The following is a 15,697-nucleotide window of genomic DNA, read 5'->3' on the forward strand; positions in this document are numbered from 1 at the left end:
CGTTCCGGTGACTTGCCGCCGGAACGCGTACTTCCTTCCGCGCTATCAGGCCCTTAGTAGTCAATCCCCATCTGCGCTTTAATCCCGGCATCAAATGCATGCTTGACCGGACGCAGTTCGCTGACGGTATCGGCCAGTTCAATAATATCGCGATGACAGCCGCGGCCGGTGATGATCACCGACTGATGGGCAGGGCGCTCACGCAGGGCGCTCAGCACCGACTCCAGCGGCAGGTAATCATACGCCACCATGTAGGTCAGCTCGTCCAGCAGCACCAGATCGAGCTGGTCGTCAGCGAGCATACGGCGGGCATGCTCCCAGACCGCCAGGCAGGCGGCGGTGTCGCTGTCGCGATCCTGGGTGTTCCAGGTGAAACCTGTGGCCATCACCTGAAATTCGACGCCGTGAGGCTCCAGCAGATTACGCTCGCCGTTAGGCCAGGTCCCCTTGATAAACTGGATCACGCCGACTTTTTTGCCATGGCCGACGGCGCGGGTCGCGGTGCCAAAGGCGGCGGTGGTTTTGCCTTTGCCGTTGCCGGTAAAGACCATCACAATGCCGCGCTCGTCCTGGGCCGCCGCCACCCGGGCGTCAACTTTATCTTTCAGCCGCTGCTGGCGTTCGCGGTAGCGTTCATCACTCATTGGGCAATTCCTGGTTTACGTCCCGGTTGGGCGTCGAAGGTCATTCCCGTCTTGCGACGACTGTCGTCACCCATCAGCCACAGATAGACGGGCATAATGTCAGCGGGGGTTTTCAGTTTCAGCGGATCTTCCGTCGGGAACGCGCTGGCGCGCATTCCGGTGCGAGTGCCGCCGGGGTTGATACAGTTTACCCGCAGGTGGCGGCTTTGATACTCGTCGGCCAGCACCTGCATCATCCCTTCGGTGGCGAATTTGGAAACGGCATAGGCGCCCCAGTTGGCGCGGCCCTGACGACCGACGCTGGATGAGGTGAAGACCAGCGAGCCCGATTCCGAACGGAGTAATAAAGGAAGAAGCGCCTGGGTCAGCATAAAGGTGCCATTAACGTTCACCTGCATCACCTGCTGCCAGACCTCCGGCTTCTGCTCTTCCATTGGGCAGATGTCGCCGAGCAGGCCAGCGTTATGCAGCACGCCGTCAAGGCGGGGATAGTGCATGCTGATCTGCTGCGCCAGCTGCTGGCACGCCTGGGGCGTACAGGTGAGCAGGTCGAGGGTAAACCAGCGAGGGGGAATACCACCCTCACGCTCAATCTCCTGGGCGACGGTGCGCAGTTTGTCGTCGTTGCGACCCAGCAGGATAACGCTGGCGCTATAGCGCGCGTAGGTCAGGGCCGCTTCACGACCAATCCCGTCGCTGGCCCCGGTGACCAGGATGATGCGATCTTTCAGCAAGTGACGTTGTGGTTGATAATGCACGGCAACTCCTTGGACGATCGGTTACCGATCGCGCTTCATCTTTGGTATCTCACTTTTGCGCTGTTATGCCTGAAAGCGCCCGCCATTGCAATCGGCGAAGCGGAAAGTATTCACAAAATTAATATCTTGCAACGATTTCAGCCGCGCGAAAAAAAACGGAATCCGCTGCGCAGAGAACACAAAGCACAAAGACTTCTCGCCAGCGGCTGAGGTACACTGTGCAGCAACGTCAGTGCTTTACACAAGGTGAAAACGTGGAATTACTTGCTCAGTACGGCTTATTTTTAGCCAAGATCGCGACGGTTGTCGTCGCCATCGCGGTGATTGCCGCTATTATCGTCAACCTCGCTCAGCGCAAGAAGCAGCGCGGCGAGCTGCGGGTGACCAATCTTAGCGAGCATTATAAAGAGATGAAGGAATCGCTGGCGGTGGCGCTGCTGGACGGCCCGCAGCAGAAGCAGTGGCATAAGGCGCAGAAGAAAAAGCAAAAACAAGAGGCGAAGGCGGCCAAAGCGCGGGCGAAGCTGGGTAATGCCGAGCCGGAAGGCAAGCCGCGCGCCTGGGTGCTGGATTTCAAAGGCAGTATGGATGCTCATGAGGTCAATAGCCTGCGGGAAGAGATCACCGCGGTACTGGCGGCGGCGAAAGCGCGCGATCAGGTGGTGATTCGCCTGGAAAGCCCCGGCGGGGTGGTGCACGGCTACGGTCTGGCCGCCTCTCAGCTGCAGCGTTTGCGCGACAAGCAGATCCCGCTGACGGTGGCGGTCGACAAAGTGGCGGCCAGCGGCGGCTATATGATGGCCTGCGTGGCGAACAAAATTGTCTCGGCGCCGTTTGCGATCCTCGGCTCTATTGGCGTGGTGGCGCAGATCCCGAACCTGCACCGCTTCCTGAAGAATAAAGATATCGATATTGAACTGCACACCGCCGGGCAGTACAAACGAACGCTCACCATGCTGGGCGAAAATACCGAGGAAGGGCGGCGCAAGTTCCGCGAGGATCTCAATGAGACACATCATTTGTTCAAGGATTTCGTCCACCGGATGCGTCCGGGACTTGATATTGAGCAGGTGGCCACCGGCGAACACTGGTACGGGGTGCAGGCGCTGGAAAAAGGACTGGTGGATGCGGTTGAAACCAGCGATGAGCTGCTGCTGGGGCTGATGGAGAGCCACGAGGTGATCGGGGTGCGTTATCAACAGCGTAAGAAGATGCTCGACCGCTTTACCGGTAGCGCGGCGGAGAGCGCCGATCGGCTTCTGCTGCGCTGGTGGCAGCGCGGTCAGAAACCGCTGATGTAAATAACATAACGCGAGGCCTGGGCCTCGCGTTATTGTTTTCACTGGTCTTAATCGACCAGGTGGTACTTGTCCGACAGCTCGTGAGCAAGATACTTAAACATGTTAAATACCGCTGTACTCTTTGGCGTCGGTAGTCCCTGCTCATCAAGGTAAAACTCACCGCTAAACACCAGGACATTGTTGCGCTGAACGACGTCGGTGGCTTCGATACCGGCTAACGTATCCTCATGTTCGCGAATAAGTTTGTTGGCTTTTTCGAGCAGCGTCTGGCGATCGATTGGTTGGGTTGTACCTTGCATAACGGACTCCTCTTTTTCTCCGCGCGTAGTTTACGCCGCGCGGCGGCGTGGGGCAAATTTTCCATGCATAAATCAGGGGTAATGGTAACCAGTGGAGAAACAGCCGTTTACTGGCGGGATTTGCTTTTGCATGCTAATAAAGTTGCGTAACGAATTTTATCAGGTACAGTGTGACGCTTTCGGCGATCTGGCAACAGATTTGCTTGACATTCGGCCAAAAATTCTTCGTGCTATGTCACCTGACGAGAAAAAGTCAGCAAACTCAAGCGCCTGGTTTTACGGAGATGAAACGGGTGTTCAGGGTTGATATTCACCGACGGTGCCGCAACATATGAGGCAGTCGCCAGTGGAGGGTGTATGAATGTGCGATGTATTCCTGGATGAATCAAATTAGGTAAAGGTGAATATGGGTAAAGCTCTCGTTATCGTTGAGTCCCCGGCAAAAGCCAAAACGATCAATAAGTATCTGGGTAATGACTACGTGGTGAAATCCAGCGTCGGTCATATCCGCGATTTGCCGACCAGTGGATCAGCTTCCAAAAAGAGCGCCGACTCTACCGCCACCAAAGGGGCTAAAAAGCCTAAAAAGGACGAACGTAGTGCTCTGGTTAACCGTATGGGCGTGGACCCATGGCATGACTGGAATGCGCACTATGAAGTACTTCCGGGTAAAGAAAAGGTAGTTTCAGAACTCAAACAGTTGGCGGAAAAAGCTGACCACATCTATCTCGCAACCGACCTTGACCGCGAAGGGGAAGCCATTGCCTGGCACCTGCGGGAAGTCATCGGCGGCGATGAACAGCGTTACAGTCGCGTGGTGTTCAATGAGATCACCAAAAACGCTATTCGTCAGGCCTTTGAAAAGCCGGGCGAACTGAATATCGATCGGGTTAACGCCCAGCAGGCGCGTCGTTTTATGGACCGCGTGGTGGGCTATATGGTTTCGCCGCTGCTGTGGAAAAAAATCGCCCGTGGTCTTTCTGCCGGGCGCGTGCAGTCCGTCGCGGTCCGCCTGGTGGTGGAGCGTGAACGTGAAATTAAAGCGTTCGTCCCGGAAGAGTACTGGGAAGTCGACGCCAGCACCACCACGCCGGGCGGTGACGCCCTGCCGCTGCAGGTGACCCATAAGGACGATAAGCCGTTCCGTCCGGTCAGCCGCGATGAGACCATGGCGGCGGTATCGCTGCTGGAAAAAGCCAGCTACAGCGTACTGGAGCGTGAAGATAAGCCGACCAGCAGCAAGCCGGGCGCGCCGTTCATCACCTCCACCCTGCAGCAGGCGGCCAGCACCCGTCTGGGCTTCGGCGTGAAAAAGACCATGATGATGGCTCAGCGACTCTATGAGGCAGGGCACATCACCTATATGCGTACCGACTCCACCAACCTGAGTCAGGACGCGCTGAACATGGTTCGCGGCTACATCAGCGACAAATTTGGCAAAAAATATCTGCCGGATAGCGCGAACCAGTACGCCAGCAAAGAAAACTCGCAGGAAGCGCACGAAGCGATTCGTCCGTCTGATGTGAACGTGCTGGCGGAAACGCTGAAAGATATGGAAGCGGATGCGCAGAAGCTTTATCAGCTGATCTGGCGCCAGTTTGTCGCCTGTCAGATGACGCCGGCGCAGTACGACTCCACCACGCTGACCGTGGCTGCGGGTGATTTCAAACTGAAAGCGCGCGGTCGCACTTTACGTTTCGACGGCTGGACAAAAGTCATGCCGGCGCTGCGCAAGGGCGATGAAGACCGGACGCTGCCGCTGGTCAAACAGGGCGACCGCCTAAGCCTGGTGGAGCTGACGCCTGCGCAGCACTTTACCAAGCCGCCGGCGCGTTTCAGCGAGGCCTCGCTGGTGAAAGAGCTGGAAAAACGCGGGATTGGCCGTCCGTCGACCTACGCGTCGATCATTTCGACCATTCAGGATCGCGGCTACGTGCGGGTGGAAAATCGTCGTTTTTACGCCGAAAAAATGGGCGAGATCGTTACCGACCGGCTGGAAGAAAACTTCCGCGATCTGATGAACTACGATTTTACCGCGCAGATGGAGGATCGCCTCGACCAGGTTGCGAACCACCAGGCCGAGTGGAAAGAGGTGCTGAACCACTTCTTCGGCGATTTTACCACCCAGCTGGCGACGGCAGAGAAAGATCCGGAAGAGGGCGGCATGCAGCCGAACCCGATGGTGCTCACCAGCATCGACTGCCCGACCTGCGGCCGTAAAATGGGGATCCGTACCGCCAGCACCGGCGTTTTCCTCGGCTGTTCGGGCTATGCCTTGCCGCCGAAAGAGCGGTGCAAAACCACCATCAACCTGGTGCCGGAGAACGAAGTCCTCAACGTGCTGGAAGGCGATGACGCGGAAACCAACGCGCTGCGCGCCAAACGTCGCTGCCAGAAGTGTGGGACGGCGATGGACAGCTACCTTATCGATCCTAAGCGTAAGCTGCACGTCTGTGGTAATAACCCGACCTGCGACGGCTACGAGATTGAAGAGGGCGAATTCCGCATCAAGGGCTATGACGGCCCGGTGGTGGAGTGCGAGAAGTGCGGGTCTGAAATGCACCTGAAAATGGGGCGTTTCGGTAAATACATGGCCTGTACCAACGACGAGTGTAAGAACACGCGTAAGATCCTGCGCAATGGCGAAGTGGCTCCGCCGAAGGAAGATCCGGTGCCGCTGCCGGAGCTGCCGTGTGAGAAGTCTGACGCCTACTTTGTGCTGCGCGACGGGGCGGCGGGCGTCTTCCTGGCGGCCAACACCTTCCCGAAATCACGGGAAACGCGTGCGCCGCTGGTGGAGGAGCTGTACCGCTTCCGCGATCGTCTGCCGGAAAAACTGCGTTATCTCGCCGATGCGCCGCAGCAGGATCCGGAAGGCAATAAAACGCTGGTACGCTTTAGCCGTAAAACCAAGCAGCAGTACGTGGCGTCCGAAAAAGAGGGCAAAGCGACCGGCTGGTCAGCTTTCTTTATCGACGGTAAGTGGACGGAAGCCAAAAAGTAATGGCGTTCGTTCGGGCAGGAAAAGCGCGCTTTTCCTGCTCAGGCGACCGGCAGAGAGAGTGCATTTCTCTGCCGTGTCGTCTTCCCCTCTTTGCGTTAATTTCCTCCCCTTATAACCACCTATATTATTTTTCGTTAGCGTCTATACAGTGTTGATATAAATGATATAGTGGTTATAGTTAATGCCTTTTTTATTATTAAAACGTCTTATACATCATCGCTTTCAGGATGCATTGCGGCGCCACTATGGCCAACTGCCGGGAGCCCAGGGCCTTCATCGGCGACAAGTTGCCTGAACGTAAAGTGTATTAAGCGGCTTCATTTTACGCGCAAACGGATATCAGCCATGAAACTACAACAGCTTCGCTACATCGTTGAGGTGGTTAACCATAACCTGAATGTTTCATCCACCGCCGAAGGGCTCTATACCTCCCAGCCGGGTATCAGTAAGCAGGTCCGCATGCTGGAGGATGAGCTGGGCATTCAGATCTTTGCCCGCAGCGGTAAACACTTAACCCAGGTGACGCCGGCCGGGCAGGAGATCATCCGCATCGCCCGCGAAGTGCTGTCGAAAGTCGATGCCATCAAATCTGTCGCCGGAGAGCATACCTGGCCTGACAAAGGGTCTCTTTACGTCGCCACCACCCATACCCAGGCGCGCTATGCGTTACCGGGAGTGATCAAGGGGTTTATTGAACGCTACCCGCGGGTGTCGCTGCATATGCATCAGGGCTCGCCGACTCAGATTGCGGAGGCTGTGTCGAAAGGCAATGCCGATTTCGCCATCGCCACCGAGGCGCTACATCTGTATGACGATCTGGTGATGCTGCCATGCTATCACTGGAACCGGTCGATTGTAGTGACCCCCGAGCATCCTCTGGCCACCAAGGGCTCGGTGTCCATAGAGGAACTGGCCCAGTATCCATTGGTAACCTATACCTTTGGTTTTACCGGCCGCTCCGAACTGGATACCGCGTTTAACCGTGCGGGCCTGACGCCGCGCATTGTTTTTACCGCCACCGATGCCGACGTCATCAAAACCTATGTTCGCCTGGGGCTGGGGGTAGGGGTAATCGCCAGCATGGCGGTGGATCCGGTCTCTGACCCGGATCTGGTGAAGCTGGATGCGAACGGTATTTTCAGCCACAGCACCACTAAGATAGGTTTCCGCCGTAGCACCTTCTTACGAAGCTACATGTATGATTTTATTCAACGTTTTGCTCCCCATTTGACCAGGGACGTGGTAGATACCGCGGTGGCTTTACGCTCGAATGAAGATATTGAAGCGATGTTCAAAGATATAAAACTTCCGGAAAAATAACCCTGAAAATAATAATGGCACTCCCTGCGAGGAGTGCCATTAACTATGATGGACTGTATTTAACAACTTAAACCTCGAACCAATCACAAAATTAATAATTTTTGGCAACACGTTTTTCATTATGCCCGCCGCGATCAAATAACCGGTTAAATATATTCCATCAGGCCTAAATTCACTGGATTAATCTTTTATCCATAATTAAGATTTATCTGTACCTGATGATTTGAGCAATTGGTGGTGACAATATGATAAGTAATATCGATTACATGAAACTGGCGATGTCATACGAGAATGACAAAACCGAAATCGATCCCGTTCTGCGTAGTCGCGTATGGGGCGTAGTGTTGGTAGGGTTGGCGATGTTCTGGAGCATCATCGCGCTCACCATCTGCAACATCTGGATTGTCAGCTAAAGCTGTAGGTCATCGTTGTAGATACATGTCATTTTTATGACAGTGAAAGGAAACTGTAATATAAAATCAGTGACCGGCAATACAGGGAGAATATATTTTGCCGCTGGATTCATCCAACCTGAAATCACTCACCAGAGCTAATCACTGCCCGCTGGCCGATTAGCTCTTTTTTTGTCCTCGTGTACTAATACAATATCGGCATACGCCCTCTTTGCACTATTTTGGTGCTATTTCGCCTGCTCTCGGATAATTCCCGTTTCCTCTCTCTCTGTCTCGCCGTATTTAGCAATTTGGGTTGTTATCAAAGTGTTATGCTCAGTATGTGTTATCTTTAATGGAGACCCTGAGGAGAATCAGGGTATGCCATCCCTGAGATAAAGGAGGAGCTATGTCGTCAACCCTACGAGAAGCCAGTAAGGACACGCTGCAGGTCAACGATAAAACCTGGCATTACTACAGTCTGCCGTTGGCGGAGAAGCAGCTGGGCGAGATCAGTCGACTGCCCAAGTCGCTGAAGGTGCTGATGGAGAACCTGCTGCGCTGGCAGGACGGTGACTCGGTAACTGAAGAAGATATTCGCGCCCTGGCCGGCTGGCTGCAACAGGCCCATGCCGACCGGGAAATCGCCTACCGTCCGGCACGCGTCCTGATGCAGGACTTTACCGGCGTGCCGGCGGTAGTGGATCTGGCCGCCATGCGCGAGGCGGTGAAACGCCTTGGCGGCGATACGGCGAAGGTTAATCCGCTATCGCCGGTTGACCTGGTGATCGACCACTCGGTGACCGTTGACCGCTTCGGCGACGACGAGGCCTTCGAAGACAACGTCCGCCTGGAAATGGAGCGGAACCACGAACGCTACGCTTTTCTGCGCTGGGGGCAGCAGGCCTTCAGCCGCTTCAGCGTGGTGCCGCCGGGCACCGGTATTTGCCATCAGGTGAACCTGGAATACCTTGGCCGGGCGGTCTGGAGCGAGGAGGTGAACGGCCAGTGGATGGCGTGGCCGGATACGCTGGTGGGCACCGACTCCCATACCACCATGATTAATGGTCTTGGCGTGCTGGGCTGGGGCGTGGGCGGGATTGAAGCGGAAGCCGCTATGCTGGGCCAGCCGGTGTCAATGCTGATCCCCGATGTTGTGGGCTTTAAGCTCAGCGGCAAACTGCGCGAAGGCATCACCGCCACTGACCTGGTACTGACGGTTACCCAAATGCTGCGTCAGCATGGCGTCGTCGGCAAGTTTGTTGAATTCTACGGTGACGGCCTGGATACCTTACCCCTTGCCGACAGGGCGACCATCGCCAATATGGCGCCGGAGTATGGCGCCACCTGTGGCTTTTTCCCTATCGATGACGTAACGCTCAGCTATATGCGTCTCAGCGGCCGTAGCGAAGAACAGGTCGCGCTGGTGGAAGCCTACGCTAAAGCCCAGGGCATGTGGCGCCAGCCTGGCGATGAGCCGGTCTTTACCAGTACCCTGGCGCTGGATATGAGCAGCGTCGAAGCGAGCCTCGCCGGGCCGAAGCGACCGCAGGATCGCGTGGCGCTGGGCGATGTTCCGAAAGCCTTCGCCGCCAGCGGCGAGCTGGAGGTTAACCACCTTCAGCGTCAGCGTCAGCCGGTTGACTATACGCTGAACGGGCATCACTATTCGCTACCGGATGGCGCGGTGGCTATTGCAGCGATTACCTCCTGCACCAATACCTCTAACCCCAGCGTGTTGATGGCCGCCGGCCTGCTGGCGAAAAAAGCCGTCGAACGCGGCCTGCAGCCGCAGCCGTGGGTGAAAGCTTCCCTGGCCCCAGGCTCGAAAGTGGTGTCGGATTATCTGGCCCATGCCGGCCTGACGCCTTACCTCGACCAGCTCGGCTTCAATCTGGTGGGATATGGTTGCACCACCTGTATCGGTAACTCCGGTCCATTGCCTGAACCTATCGAAGAAGCGATCAAAAAAGGCGATCTGACCGTCGGGGCAGTGCTCTCCGGTAACCGTAACTTCGAAGGGCGTATTCATCCGCTGGTGAAAACCAACTGGCTGGCCTCGCCGCCGTTGGTGGTCGCCTATGCGCTGGCGGGGAACATGAATATCGACCTCACCCGCGAGCCGTTGGGACAGGGCAAGAATGGCGAGCCGGTCTATCTGAAAGATATCTGGCCGAGCGGGGAGGAGATTGCCCGCGCGGTGGAACAGGTCTCCACCGAGATGTTCCGCAAAGAGTACGCGGAAGTGTTTTCCGGCACTGAGGAGTGGAAGGCGATCAAGGTGGAGGCGTCAGATACCTACGACTGGCAGGAGGACTCGACCTATATTCGCTTGTCGCCGTTCTTTGACGAGATGGGCGCCGAACCGCTGCCGGTAGAGGATATTCGCGGCGCGCGGATCCTCGCCATGCTGGGCGACTCAGTCACCACGGACCACATTTCGCCGGCGGGGAGCATCAAAGCCGATAGTCCAGCAGGCCGCTATCTGCAGGAGCATGGGGTTGCCCGGCGCGACTTTAACTCCTATGGTTCCCGTCGCGGTAACCATGAGGTGATGATGCGTGGCACCTTCGCCAATATCCGCATTCGTAACGAAATGGTCCCAGGGGTGGAAGGGGGCATGACCCGCCATCTGCCGGATCCTGAACCGATAGCGATTTACGATGCGGCGATGCTGTACAAGGCTGAGGGCACACCGCTGGCGGTGATTGCCGGTAAGGAGTATGGCTCAGGTTCCAGCCGTGACTGGGCGGCGAAGGGGCCGCGCCTGCTGGGGATTCGGGTAGTGATCGCCGAGTCCTTCGAGCGTATCCACCGTTCCAACCTGATCGGAATGGGCATTTTGCCGCTGGAGTTCCCGCAGGGCGTCACCCGCAAAACGCTGCGGTTGACCGGGGAAGAGCGGATTGATATCAGCAATCTGCAGTCGCTTCAGCCTGGCGCTACGGTGCCGGTGACCCTGACTCGCGCTGACGGCTCGCAGGAAGCGATCCCTTGTCGGTGCCGTATCGACACGGCGACCGAACTCACCTACTACCGCAACGACGGCATCCTGCACTACGTTATTCGTAATATGCTGTGAAACAAAGGGCCAGCATCGCTGGCCCTTTTTCGGTTATTCCACCGGTTTATTCCGTCGGCTTGCTGTTCAGCAGATGGCCCATCTTGGCGGCTTTGGTGTCCAGATAGTGAGCGTTTTTCGGGTTACGCCCGACGATCAGCGGCACCCGCTCCACAATGTTGATCCCGGCTTCGGTAAGAATTTCCACTTTTTTCGGGTTATTGGTTAATAACCGCACCTGCTCAACGTTGAGCAATTTGAACATGTCGGCGCACAAGGTGAAATCGCGCTCATCGGCGGCGAAGCCAAGCTGATGGTTCGCTTCGACAGTGTCGTAGCCCTGATCCTGCAGCGCGTAGGCGCGGATCTTATTCAATAAACCAATGTTGCGTCCTTCCTGGCGGTGATACAGCAGGATCCCCCGACCTTCTTCAGCGATATGCGACAGAGCCGCTTCCAGTTGAAAGCCGCAATCACAGCGCAGGCTAAACAGGGCATCGCCCGTCAAACACTCTGAATGTACGCGGGCGAGGACCGGCGACTGCCCTGATATATCGCCATACACCAGCGCGACATGATCCTGTCCGGTTGCCAGTTCTTCAAAACCCACCATCAGGAAATCGCCCCAGGGGGTTGGCAGTTTGGCTTCTGCCACACGTTTAAGCTGCATGTGATTCTCCAGATTCTGTCAGCACCTGACTGTGCTTTCTGTTTCCCGCTATTTTGCCACAACGCCTGGACGTTCTCCTAATCGCGAACGGTTAGCCGTGTGGAAAGCGCACAAACGATCTACTTTCCGCTATGATGTTCATCTACAAGGAGAAGGAGAGAAAATGCTGTTGATAGCCCGACGAACTGCTCTCGCGGCGGCGCTGCTGCTGGTTATGCCCCTCACGGTCTGGCTTTCCGGGTGGCTGTGGCAGCCTGGACTGCCGGTTGCCATGTTGAAAAGCCTGTGGTGGGTGACGGAAACGGTGACCCAGCCGTGGGGAATTATCACTCATGTCGTGCTTTGCGGCTGGTTCCTCTGGTGTCTGCGCTTTCGCCTGCGCGCGGCGTTGATCCTGTTCCTTATCCTTGCCGCCGCTATCCTGGCGGGACAGGGGGCGAAATCCTGGGTCAAGGCGCGGGTCCAGGAGCCGAGACCGTTCGTCATCTGGCTGGAAAACACAAGGCAGGTGCCGGTGACGCAATTCTACGCGTTAAAGCGTAAAGAACGCGCTAAACTGGTGCATGAACAGCTGGCGCAGGCGCAGGACATTCCGTCATTTTTACGCAAACACTGGCAGAAGGAGACGGGGTTTGCTTTCCCGTCAGGTCACACCATGTTTGCCGCCAGCTGGGCGTTACTCGCTGCGGGGCTGCTGTGGCCGCGTCGCCGCTGGGGCACAATCGCGGTGCTGCTGGTGTGGGCGACGGCGGTGATGGGCAGTCGCCTGGCGCTGGGCATGCACTGGCCGCTGGATCTCATCGTCGCCACGCTGATCTCCTGGCTGCTGGTCACGGTGGCCTGCTGGCTGACGCAGCGCCTTTGTGGTCCGCTCTCGCCGCCCGGAGAAGAGGCGCAGGATATTAAAAAACGGATGCCTGAAGCGGAATAATGTTGATTTTAGCGGCATCCGACCGCATATCCTGAAGAGTTGCCATGCTTTTTCATTCCACCGCTGCGGCGAAAATGATACTTTATAGGGCTGAAAGCGGGCTTTTTTCGCGCAACCCACATAACGGGAAGTCATGTGAAATATTTACTCATTTTCTTACTGGTGTTAGCAATCTTCGTCATTTCAGTGACGCTGGGGGCGCAGAATGACCAACAGGTCACTTTCAACTATTTACTCGCTCAGGGTGAATTCCGCATATCGACGCTGCTGGCGGTGCTGTTTGCCGCGGGCTTTGCCATTGGCTGGCTGATCTGCGGCCTGTTCTGGCTGCGGGTGCGCGTCTCACTGGCGCGCGCGGAGCGGAAAATTAAGCGTCTTGAGCATCAGATTGCCCCCGTCAGCCCGGCGGCTGTCGACGCAGGCGTGCCTGCGGTGAAGGAATAACCTCTTATGCTGGAGTTGTTGTTTCTGCTTTTACCCGTTGCCGCCGCTTACGGCTGGTACATGGGGCGCAGAAGTGCACAACAGTCCAAACAGGACGATGCGAGCCGCCTGTCGCGAGATTACGTGGCGGGGGTTAACTTCCTGCTCAGCAACCAGCAGGATAAAGCCGTCGACCTGTTCCTTGATATGCTGAAAGAGGATACCGGTACCGTTGAGGCGCACCTGACGCTCGGTAATTTGTTCCGTTCGCGCGGCGAAGTCGACCGCGCGATCCGAATTCACCAGAGCCTGATGGAAAGCGCGTCGTTAACCTACGATCAGCGCCTGTTGGCGGTGCAGCAGCTGGGACGGGATTATATGGCCGCCGGACTGTATGACCGCGCGGAAGACATGTTCAAACAGCTGGTGGATGAGACCGATTTCCGCCTCGGCGCGCTGCAGCAACTGCTGCAGATTTACCAGGCGACCAGCGACTGGCAGTCGGCTATTGAAGTGGCTGAACGGCTGGTGAAGCTGGGGAAAGAGAAACATCGTGGCGAAATCGCCAACTTCTGGTGCGAACTGGCCCTGCAGCAGATGGCAGCCAACGATCTGGATAAAGCGATGGCGTTGTTGAGAAAAGGCGCCGCCGCGGACCGCACCAGCGCCCGGGTATCGATCATGATGGGCCGGGTGTGGATGGAAAAGGGCGACTACGCCAAAGCGGTGGAGAGCCTCGAGCGGGTTATCGATCAGGATAAAGAGCTGGTGGGTGAAACGCTGGAGATGCTGCAGACCTGCTACCAGCAGCTCGGCAAAACCGATGAATGGGAAGTTTTTCTGCGCCGCTGCGTGGAGGAGAACGCCGGGGCGACCGCCGAACTGATGCTGGCGCAGATCCTTGAGCAGCGGGAAGGCGTCGAAGCGGCGCAAAACTACGTCACCCGGCAGCTGGAACGCCACCCGACCATGCGCGTCTTCCATAAGCTGATGGACTTCCATCTCAACGAAGCGGAAGAAGGGCGGGCGAAAGAAAGCCTTGGGGTGCTGCGAAACATGGTTGGTGAGCAGGTGCGCAGCAAACCACGCTATCGCTGCCAGAAATGCGGGTTTACCGCTCATACACTCTACTGGCATTGTCCATCCTGCCGCTCGTGGGCGACCATTAAACCCATTCGCGGTCTCGACGGCCAGTAAAGCCAAAAAAAAGCCCTCCATTAGTTACAACATACTTATGACTTCACTCCTCTCCAGGCGCGGCCCCGGCAGCGCCATCGTCCGGTCAGGGCAGGTACGGCAGTCTGTTATTTTGTTCGCTTCACAGGTAGAATGCTGCCCGTTTACCTTTTTTGCGCCACCCCGGCGCCCATCAACACTAAGGTCTGGTCATGACGTCTACAGCTATCCCATCTTCCCGCGCTGTCACATCCTCTCCCGTTGTGGTTGCGCTCGACTATGATAATCGCGATAAAGCGCTGGCATTTGTCGACCGCATCGACCCGCGCGACTGCCGCCTGAAGGTGGGCAAAGAGATGTTCACCCTGCTGGGCCCGCAGTTTGTCCGCGATCTGCATCAGCGTGGGTTTGAGGTGTTCCTGGACCTTAAGTTTCACGATATTCCCAACACCACCGCCCGCGCGGTGGCCGCAGCGGCTGAGCTGGGCGTATGGATGGTGAATGTCCATGCTTCCGGCGGCGCGCGAATGATGACCGCCGCGCGCGAAGCGCTGCTGCCGTTTGGCAAAGATGCGCCGCTGCTGATCGCTGTCACGGTGCTCACCAGCATGGAGTCCAGCGATCTACAGGATCTGGGCATTACCTTATCTCCGGCTGACTACGCGGCGAAGCTGGCGGCGCTGACCCAACGCTGCGGCCTTGATGGGGTGGTGTGTTCAGCCCAGGAGGCGGTGCGCTTTAAGCATGAGCTGGGGCAGGCGTTTAAGCTGGTGACCCCGGGGATTCGTCCGCAGGGCAGCGACGCTGGCGATCAGCGGCGAATTATGACTCCTGAGCAGGCTCAGGAAGCTGGGGTAGACTATATGGTGATTGGTCGCCCGGTTACTCAGTCGGCGGATCCAGCCGCGACGCTGCGGGCGATCAACGATTCTCTGCGCAAGGGGGCATAATGAGCGATTCCAACAGCCGTCTGGTCTACTCCACCGAAACCGGGCGTATCGACGAGGCGAAACCGGCGCCGGTGCGCCCGAAAGGCGACGGCATTGTGCGGATCCAGCGCCAGACCAGCGGCCGCAAGGGCAAAGGCGTCTGTCTGATTAGCGGGATTGATGCCGACGATGCTGCGCTAACCGCTCTGGCGGCAGAGTTGAAAAAGAAGTGCGGCTGCGGCGGCGCGGTGAAAGATGGCGTGATCGAGATCCAGGGCGATAAGCGGGATTTACTCAAGTCGCTGCTTGAGGCGAAAGGGATGAAGGTCAAGTTAGCCGGTGGCTGATCGCTATTTTCCCTCTGCTCCAATGGTCTGGTTGAAATAACAAGGCCGCGGTAAATGCCGCGGCCTTGAATGATTTAACGTGCGTAAGTCAATTCGTGTGAATTATTCTTTTATTTCGTCAGATAATTAAATTATTTGCCGACCTGGTGACCAATAATACCACCGACTGCTGCGCCACCCAGGGTACCGAGCGCGCTACCGTCAGTTAACACCGCACCACCGATAGCGCCGGCGCCAGCGCCGATAGCCGTGTTACGATCGCGTTTAGACATGTTAGAGCAAGCGCTCAGAGACATTGCTACAGTGACAGCCAGAACGACAGCAGCCATTTTTTTGCTCGTTGAAGTCATCATTTTTTTTCTCCTGAATAATCTATTCATGGATTACAGCGCTCCTTTAAGCATAGCCTGATAAAGCAGCTTTAGGGCAATTCCATGAAGTT

General features: G+C 56.7%; 16 protein-coding genes. 11 read left to right on the top strand and 5 right to left on the bottom strand.

Annotated features, from left to right (window positions below; genetic code table 11):
• Nucleotides 1-53: 53 nt before the first annotated feature.
• Both cobO and HMPREF3140_RS13520 read right to left on the bottom strand, forming a co-directional pair.
• Complete coding sequence (gene cobO, locus HMPREF3140_RS13515) at nucleotides 54-644, bottom strand: cob(I)yrinic acid a,c-diamide adenosyltransferase (RefSeq protein ID WP_002901749.1); 591 nt, start codon at nucleotides 642-644, stop codon at nucleotides 54-56.
• The gene (locus HMPREF3140_RS13520; RefSeq protein ID WP_004196459.1) at nucleotides 641-1,402 is read right to left on the bottom strand and encodes a YciK family oxidoreductase; all 762 of its coding nucleotides are present in this window, start codon (nucleotides 1,400-1,402) and stop codon (nucleotides 641-643) included. The genes cobO and HMPREF3140_RS13520 overlap by 4 nt, the downstream gene beginning before the upstream one ends.
• Between HMPREF3140_RS13520 and HMPREF3140_RS13525 the strand changes: the two genes are divergently transcribed.
• Nucleotides 1,397-1,612 (top strand): hypothetical protein, encoded by a 216-nt coding sequence (locus HMPREF3140_RS13525; RefSeq protein WP_032411369.1) that lies wholly within the window; start codon nucleotides 1,397-1,399, stop codon nucleotides 1,610-1,612. The two genes, HMPREF3140_RS13520 and HMPREF3140_RS13525, sit on opposite strands and share 6 nt — an antisense overlap.
• Before the next feature lie 44 nt (nucleotides 1,613-1,656).
• Nucleotides 1,657-2,703, top strand: a complete 1,047-nt coding sequence (sohB, locus tag HMPREF3140_RS13530; RefSeq protein WP_002901758.1) for a protease SohB — start codon at nucleotides 1,657-1,659, stop codon at nucleotides 2,701-2,703.
• Nucleotides 2,704-2,750: 47 nt separating this feature from the next.
• On the opposite strand, the gene HMPREF3140_RS13535 is transcribed toward sohB, so the two are convergent.
• The gene (locus tag HMPREF3140_RS13535) at nucleotides 2,751-3,002 is read right to left on the bottom strand and encodes a YciN family protein (protein ID WP_002901761.1); all 252 of its coding nucleotides are present in this window, start codon (nucleotides 3,000-3,002) and stop codon (nucleotides 2,751-2,753) included.
• 406 nt (nucleotides 3,003-3,408) lie between these two features.
• Here HMPREF3140_RS13535 and topA point away from each other — a divergent pair, with 406 nt between their 5' ends.
• From topA to acnA, 4 genes are all read left to right on the top strand, one after another.
• Entirely contained in the window at nucleotides 3,409-6,006 is a 2,598-nt protein-coding gene (gene topA / locus HMPREF3140_RS13545) for a type I DNA topoisomerase (RefSeq protein WP_002901763.1), read from the top strand.
• Nucleotides 6,007-6,351: 345 nt separating this feature from the next.
• Nucleotides 6,352-7,326: an HTH-type transcriptional regulator CysB gene (cysB, locus tag HMPREF3140_RS13550; RefSeq protein ID WP_002901772.1), complete on the top strand. Its 975-nt coding sequence runs from the start codon at nucleotides 6,352-6,354 to the stop codon at nucleotides 7,324-7,326.
• A 245-nt stretch (nucleotides 7,327-7,571) separates the two neighbouring features.
• The gene (locus HMPREF3140_RS13555; RefSeq protein ID WP_002901776.1) at nucleotides 7,572-7,739 is read left to right on the top strand and encodes a YmiA family putative membrane protein; all 168 of its coding nucleotides are present in this window, start codon (nucleotides 7,572-7,574) and stop codon (nucleotides 7,737-7,739) included.
• 388 nt (nucleotides 7,740-8,127) lie between these two features.
• The gene (gene acnA, locus HMPREF3140_RS13565) at nucleotides 8,128-10,800 is read left to right on the top strand and encodes an aconitate hydratase AcnA (RefSeq protein ID WP_032411371.1); all 2,673 of its coding nucleotides are present in this window, start codon (nucleotides 8,128-8,130) and stop codon (nucleotides 10,798-10,800) included.
• 46 nt (nucleotides 10,801-10,846) lie between these two features.
• Here the strand turns inward: acnA and ribA are convergent, their stop codons facing one another.
• Entirely contained in the window at nucleotides 10,847-11,449 is a 603-nt protein-coding gene (ribA, locus tag HMPREF3140_RS13570) for a GTP cyclohydrolase II (RefSeq protein ID WP_002901778.1), read from the bottom strand.
• Between the two features lie 163 nt (nucleotides 11,450-11,612).
• Between ribA and pgpB the strand changes: the two genes are divergently transcribed.
• From pgpB to yciH, 5 genes are all read left to right on the top strand, one after another.
• The gene (pgpB, locus tag HMPREF3140_RS13575) at nucleotides 11,613-12,380 is read left to right on the top strand and encodes a phosphatidylglycerophosphatase B (protein ID WP_002901779.1); all 768 of its coding nucleotides are present in this window, start codon (nucleotides 11,613-11,615) and stop codon (nucleotides 12,378-12,380) included.
• A gap of 135 nt (nucleotides 12,381-12,515) precedes the next feature.
• Nucleotides 12,516-12,824 (top strand): LapA family protein, encoded by a 309-nt coding sequence (locus HMPREF3140_RS13580; protein ID WP_002901780.1) that lies wholly within the window; start codon nucleotides 12,516-12,518, stop codon nucleotides 12,822-12,824.
• 6 nt (nucleotides 12,825-12,830) lie between these two features.
• Nucleotides 12,831-14,000, top strand: coding sequence for a lipopolysaccharide assembly protein LapB (gene lapB, locus HMPREF3140_RS13585; RefSeq protein ID WP_032411373.1), 1,170 nt, complete (start codon nucleotides 12,831-12,833; stop codon nucleotides 13,998-14,000).
• 191 nt (nucleotides 14,001-14,191) lie between these two features.
• Complete coding sequence (pyrF, locus tag HMPREF3140_RS13590; RefSeq protein WP_004151907.1) at nucleotides 14,192-14,929, top strand: orotidine-5'-phosphate decarboxylase; 738 nt, start codon at nucleotides 14,192-14,194, stop codon at nucleotides 14,927-14,929.
• Nucleotides 14,929-15,255, top strand: coding sequence for a stress response translation initiation inhibitor YciH (gene yciH / locus HMPREF3140_RS13595; RefSeq protein WP_002901782.1), 327 nt, complete (start codon nucleotides 14,929-14,931; stop codon nucleotides 15,253-15,255). The genes pyrF and yciH overlap by 1 nt, the downstream gene beginning before the upstream one ends.
• 131 nt (nucleotides 15,256-15,386) lie before the next feature.
• On the opposite strand, the gene osmB is transcribed toward yciH, so the two are convergent.
• Entirely contained in the window at nucleotides 15,387-15,605 is a 219-nt protein-coding gene (osmB, locus tag HMPREF3140_RS13600) for an osmotically-inducible lipoprotein OsmB (protein WP_002901783.1), read from the bottom strand.
• Nucleotides 15,606-15,697: the final 92 nt, after the last annotated feature.

This window comes from Klebsiella sp. HMSC16A12 (assembly GCF_001808265.1).
GTDB lineage: Bacteria > Pseudomonadota > Gammaproteobacteria > Enterobacterales > Enterobacteriaceae > Klebsiella > Klebsiella pneumoniae.

Excerpts from the sequence above, each read along its gene's own strand:
- ribA (WP_002901778.1), bottom strand. The coding sequence starts at position 11,449 with ATGCAGCTTAAACGTGTGGCAGAAGCCAAACTGCCAACCCCCTGGGGC.
- pgpB (WP_002901779.1), top strand. The coding sequence starts at position 11,613 with ATGCTGTTGATAGCCCGACGAACTGCTCTCGCGGCGGCGCTGCTGCTG.
- yciH (WP_002901782.1), top strand. The coding sequence starts at position 14,929 with ATGAGCGATTCCAACAGCCGTCTGGTCTACTCCACCGAAACCGGGCGT.
- lapB (WP_032411373.1), top strand. The coding sequence starts at position 12,831 with ATGCTGGAGTTGTTGTTTCTGCTTTTACCCGTTGCCGCCGCTTACGGC.
- osmB (WP_002901783.1), bottom strand. The coding sequence starts at position 15,605 with ATGACTTCAACGAGCAAAAAAATGGCTGCTGTCGTTCTGGCTGTCACT.
- cobO (WP_002901749.1), bottom strand. The coding sequence starts at position 644 with ATGAGTGATGAACGCTACCGCGAACGCCAGCAGCGGCTGAAAGATAAA.
- cysB (WP_002901772.1), top strand. The coding sequence starts at position 6,352 with ATGAAACTACAACAGCTTCGCTACATCGTTGAGGTGGTTAACCATAAC.
- HMPREF3140_RS13525 (WP_032411369.1), top strand. The coding sequence starts at position 1,397 with ATGCACGGCAACTCCTTGGACGATCGGTTACCGATCGCGCTTCATCTT.
- acnA (WP_032411371.1), top strand. The coding sequence starts at position 8,128 with ATGTCGTCAACCCTACGAGAAGCCAGTAAGGACACGCTGCAGGTCAAC.
- HMPREF3140_RS13555 (WP_002901776.1), top strand. The coding sequence starts at position 7,572 with ATGATAAGTAATATCGATTACATGAAACTGGCGATGTCATACGAGAAT.
- pyrF (WP_004151907.1), top strand. The coding sequence starts at position 14,192 with ATGACGTCTACAGCTATCCCATCTTCCCGCGCTGTCACATCCTCTCCC.
- HMPREF3140_RS13535 (WP_002901761.1), bottom strand. The coding sequence starts at position 3,002 with ATGCAAGGTACAACCCAACCAATCGATCGCCAGACGCTGCTCGAAAAA.
- topA (WP_002901763.1), top strand. The coding sequence starts at position 3,409 with ATGGGTAAAGCTCTCGTTATCGTTGAGTCCCCGGCAAAAGCCAAAACG.